The sequence below is a fragment of the Streptomyces sp. NPDC000983 genome, assembly GCF_040299205.1.
Classification (GTDB): Bacteria; Actinomycetota; Actinomycetes; order Streptomycetales; family Streptomycetaceae; genus Streptomyces.
The window spans coordinates 1-4,607 of sequence record NZ_JBEPBM010000101.1; the positions used below are offsets into that span (position 1 = coordinate 1).

The 4,607-nt window shown below is 70.2% G+C and carries 1 protein-coding gene; it reads left to right on the forward strand.

Features of this window, described 5'->3' with window-relative positions:
* A partial coding sequence (locus tag ABT296_RS38380) for a type I polyketide synthase (protein ID WP_351934748.1) occupies positions 1-4,607 on the forward strand: 4,607 nt, incomplete at both ends.

Genomic DNA, 4,607 nt, shown 5'->3' on the forward strand with positions numbered 1-4,607 from the left:
GTGCGGATCGGGGAGATGCTGCGTGCGTTGATGGGCTTGTTCGGGGCGGGTGTGCTGGAGCCGTTGCCGGTGCGGGCGTGGGATGTGCGTAAGGCGCCGGAGGCGTTCCGGTTCATCAGCCAGGCGAGGCATGTCGGCAAGGTCGTCCTCACGATGCCGCGGGTTGTGGATGCTGAGGGCACGGTGCTGGTCACGGGCGGGACCGGCACGCTGGGCGGCCTGCTGGCCCGCCACCTGGTGACCGACCACGGCGTGCGCAACCTCCTGCTCATCAGCCGGAGGGGGGATTCAGGATCCCCCGAACTTATGGTGGAACTATCTGAGTTGGGTGCTCAGGCCGAAGTGGCTGCCTGTGATGCCGCCGACCGCGCGCAGCTCGCCGCTCTGCTGGACGGCCGTAATCTCACGGGAGTTGTCCACGCGGCGGGCGTGTTGGCCGACGGTCTGGTTACCTCCCTCACTCCCGAGCAGTTCGCGGAGGTCTGGCGTCCGAAGGCTCAAGCCGCTGTCAATCTGCACGAGTTGACCCGAGACCAGGACTTGGCGTTCTTCGCCCTGTACTCCTCGGTCTCCGGTGTCCTGGGCGGTGCTGGACAGGCCAACTACGCCGCTGCGAACGCGTTCTTGGACGCTCTGGCACATCGGCGCCGAGCCGACGGTCTGCCCGCGTCCTCTCTCGCGTGGGGTCTGTGGGAGCGGGCGAGCGGTATGACGGGGGAGTTGGGCCTGGCGGACCGGCAGCGGCTGAGCCGTACCGGCCTGGCGCCGATGTCCTCGGCGGAAGGACTTGCTCTGCTCGACAGGGCCCTTGCCTCGGCGGATGCCGCCCTGGTGCCCGCCCGTCTCGACCTCGCCGCCCTGCGCCGCGCCGAATCCGTACCCGCGATCCTGACCGGACTCGTCCGCACCACCTCCAGCCGCCGTACGGCCGACACGGTGGCCGGAACCTCCGACACGAACTCCCTGGCCGATCGGCTCGCCGGGCTCGACCGTGTCGAGCGGGAGCGGCACCTCGTGGAGCTGGTCCGTACGCAGGTCGCCGCGGTCCTCGGGCACAGCTCGGAACAGTCCGTCGACGCCGAACGCTCCTTCAAGGAGCAGGGCTTCGACTCCCTCACCGCCGTCGAACTCCGCAACCGCCTCGGCACGGCCACCGGCCTCCGACTTCCCACCGGGCTCGTTTTCGACCACCCGACGCCGACACGCGTTGCCGGCTACCTTCACGCCGAGCTTTGGGGGGCGCTCACGGACGAGCCGGTCGGGCCGAACCTGACCGCCACACCGGTGACGCCGGACGAGCCCATCGCGATCGTCGGCATGGCCTGCCGCTACCCCGGAGGCGTGGACTCCCCCGAGGACCTGTGGCGACTGGTCAACGAAGGCGCCGACGCGGTCGGGGATTTCCCGGCCGACCGAGGCTGGGACCTGGACGGCCTCTACCACCCCGACCCGGCACACCCCGGTACCAGCTACACCCGGCAGGGCGGATTCCTTTACGAGGCGCCCGAGTTCGACCCGCATCTCTTCGGCATCGCGCCGCGCGAGGCCCTGGCGATGGACCCGCAGCAGCGGCTGCTGCTGGAGACCACCTGGGAGGCGCTGGAGCGCGCCGGCATCGCCATGGCCTCGCTGAGGGGTTCAAACAGCGGTGTCTTCGTCGGCGCCGGCTACCCCAGCTACCTGGTCGACCTGGAGCGCACCCCGGAAGCAGTCGAAGGGTTCTCACTGACCGGTAACGCGGCGAGTGTCGTGTCGGGCCGGCTGTCGTACACGTTCGGCCTTGAGGGTCCGGCGGTGACCGTCGACACGGCCTGTTCGTCGTCGCTGGTCGCGCTGCACCTGGCCGTGCAGTCGCTGCGCAACGGCGAGTGCGATCTCGCCCTCGCGGGCGGCGTGACCGTGATGCCGAGTCCGGGGCTGTTCCTTGAGTTCAGCAGGCAGCGCGGGCTGTCGGCGGACGGTCGCTGCAAGCCGTTCGCCGCGGCAGCCGACGGTACGGGTTGGGCCGAGGGTGTCGGTGTCCTGGTGGTGGAGCGGCTGTCGGACGCTCGTCGCAACGGGCATCAGGTCCTGGCGGTTGTGCGGGGGTCCGCGATCAATCAGGACGGCGCGTCCAACGGCCTCACGGCGCCGAACGGGCCCTCACAGCAGCGTGTCATCCGGGCCGCGCTCGCCAACGCCGGTGTGAGTCCGGCCGATGTGGATGTGGTGGAGGCGCACGGAACGGGCACCCGGTTGGGCGATCCGATCGAGGCCGAGGCTCTGCTGGCCACCTACGGGCAGGGGCGGGATGCCGAGCGGCCGCTGTGGCTGGGGTCGGTGAAGTCGAACGTCGGGCACACGCAGGCCGCTGCGGGTGTCGCGGGCGTCATCAAGATGGTGATGGCGCTGCGGGAAGGCGTGCTCCCGCGCACTCTGCATGTCGACGAGCCGACTCCGCACGTCGACTGGACAACCGGCCGCGTCCAACTGCTCACTGCTCCCGTGGAACTGCGTCCCGACGGCCGCCCGGCACGCGCGGGTGTCTCCGCCTTCGGTATCTCCGGGACGAACGCCCACGTGATCCTGGAGCAAGCCGACTCGGGGGCGACGCCACTGGTGGTCTCCGGTTCTGGTGGGTTGTCGGGTTCGCCGGTGGTGCCGTGGCTGGTGTCGGGGTGTACGGCGGATGCGTTGGCCGCGCAGGCCGGGCGCTTGACCGGTGTGGTGGGTTCACCGGTGGACGTCGGGTGGGGGCTGTGGTCTTCGCGTTCGGCGCTGGAGCACCGGGCTGTGGTGTGGGGGCACGAGACAACTGAACTGGCCGCCGCACTGGAGGTGTTGGCCTCCGGTGGTGCTGCCCGTAACGCCGTCGCGGGTGAGACCGCAGGCGGTGCCGACGCGGCGGTGTTCGTGTTCCCGGGGCAGGGGTCGCAGTGGGTGGGGATGGGGCGGGGGTTGTTGGAGTCCTCGCCGGTGTTCGCCTCACGGATCGCGGAGTGCGAGGCCGCCCTGGCGCCCTTCGTGGACTGGTCGCTCACCGACGTACTGCGCGGTGATGACGACGCCTGGCTGCGGCGGGTTGATGTGGTGCAGCCGGTGTTGTGGGCGGTGATGGTGTCGTTGGCGGCTGTGTGGGAGTCGCTGGGTGTGGAGCCGGCTGCGGTGATTGGTCATTCGCAGGGGGAGATTGCGGCTGCGGCGGTGGTCGGTGCGCTGAGTCTGGAGGATGCGGCGCGGGTGGTGGCGCTGCGATCAGCCGCAGTACGGGATGAACTGGCCGGTCGTGGTGGCATGTTGTCGCTTGCGGCGGGTCCGGAGCGGGTGTCGGAGTGGGTGAGTTCGTACGGGGACCGGGTGTCGATCGCCGTCTACAACGGACCGGATGCCACGGTCGTCGCCGGTGACCCGGAGGCGCTGGATGAGATCGCGGCGGTGGTCGAGGCGGCCGGGGTACGGGCCCGTCGCGTCCCCGTGGACTACGCCTCCCACTCCGCACAGGTGGAGGACATCCGGGACCGGCTCCTCGACGCTCTCGCCCCTGTTCAGCCCCGTCCTTCCCGCATTCCCCTGATCTCGACGGTGACGGGTGAGCTGCTCGACACGACGACCATGGGTGCGACGTACTGGTACGAGGGTCTGCGGCAGCCGGTTCGCTTCACCGACGCGATTCAGGATGCCCTCGCTCGTGGACATGCGCCGCTGATCGAGGTGTCCGCCCATCCGGTGTTGACGACGGCCGTGCAGGCTGTCGCGGAGGCTGTGGAGAAGCCGGTCGTGGTGGTCGGCACGTTGCGTCGGGACGAGGACGAGAACGCTCGTTTCGTCGCCAGTGCGGCTGAGTTGTGGGTGCGGGGTGTGGACGTCGACTGGTCGGCTGTGTTCGCGGGGCGGGCCGTTGAGCGTGTCGAGCTGCCGACGTATGCCTTCCAGCGCGAGCGGTACTGGGTCGGGACGACAGGGACCGCAGGCGACCCCGCCGAGCTGGGCCTGGCCGCCGCTGACCATCCGTTCCTCGGCGCGGCCGTGAGCCTCGCCGCTGATGGCGGGGTTGTGCTGACCGGTCGGTTGTCTCTGCGTACGCATCCCTGGCTTGCGGATCACGCTGTCGCGGGGACGGTCGTGTTCCCGGGGACGGGGTTTGTGGAGTTGGCGGTTCGGGCGGGGGACGAGGTCGGGTGCGGTCATCTGGCCGAACTCACCCTCCAGACACCGCTCGTCCTCCCCGCGGACTCGGCCGTACAGATCCAGGTTGTCGTAGCCTCGCCCGACGCAACCGGCCGGCGGGCCCTGACCATCCACGGCCGGGCCGACGACACCGGCATCGAGACGCCGTGGACCACGTACGCGGTCGGCGCCGTGTCGAACGACGCCGTGCGGATTCCGGGCGACCTCACCGAGTGGCCTCCCCAGGGCGCGGAGCCCGTCGACGTGTCCGGCTTCTACGACCGGGCCGAAGCCGCCGGCTACGGCTACGGGCCCGCCTTCCAGGGGATGACCGCCGCCTGGCGGCGGGGTGATGAGGTCTTTGCCGAGGTGGTGTTGGGGGAGTCGGTTCGGGGGGAGGTGGGGCGGTTCGGGGTGCATCCGGCTTTGCTGGATGGTGTGTTGCATGCGGTGTTGCCGGT